This window comes from Arthrobacter sp. 05T423 (assembly GCF_056396245.1).
Window position 1 is genome coordinate 1 of record NZ_JBFTLC010000124.1, and the last position, 407, is coordinate 407.

Sequence of the window (407 nt, forward strand, 5' to 3'; positions counted from 1 at the left end):
GAGTCCATCAGGGTCATCGCGGGGGCGGCCTCCGGCGGCGCGCAGCTGGTGGTGAAGCCGGAAATCAAGACGGCGGCGGACCTGAAGGGCAAGACCCTGGCCTCCCCGCAGTTGGGCGGCACGCAGGACGTGGCGCTGCGCGCGTGGCTCGGCAAGCAGGGTTACAAGACCACTCCCGACGGCGGCGGGGACGTTGCGATCAACCCCACCGAAAATGCGCAGACCCTGAAGCTGTTCCAGGACGGCAAGCTCGACGGCGCATGGTTGCCCGAGCCGTGGGCCTCCCGTTTGGTGCTCCAGGCCGGCGCGAAGGTCCTGGTGGATGAGAAGGACCTGTGGGACGGGTCGCTGACCGGCAAGCCAGGGGAGTTCCCCACCACCATCCTGATCGTGAACAAGAAGTTCGC

The 407-nt window shown here is 67.6% G+C and carries 1 protein-coding gene; it reads left to right on the forward strand.

The genetic code is table 11. The features are described from left to right. Window positions 1-407, forward strand: a 407-nt coding sequence (locus AC1DFE_RS24200) for an ABC transporter substrate-binding protein (protein WP_476908348.1), incomplete at both ends; no start/stop codon positions are given.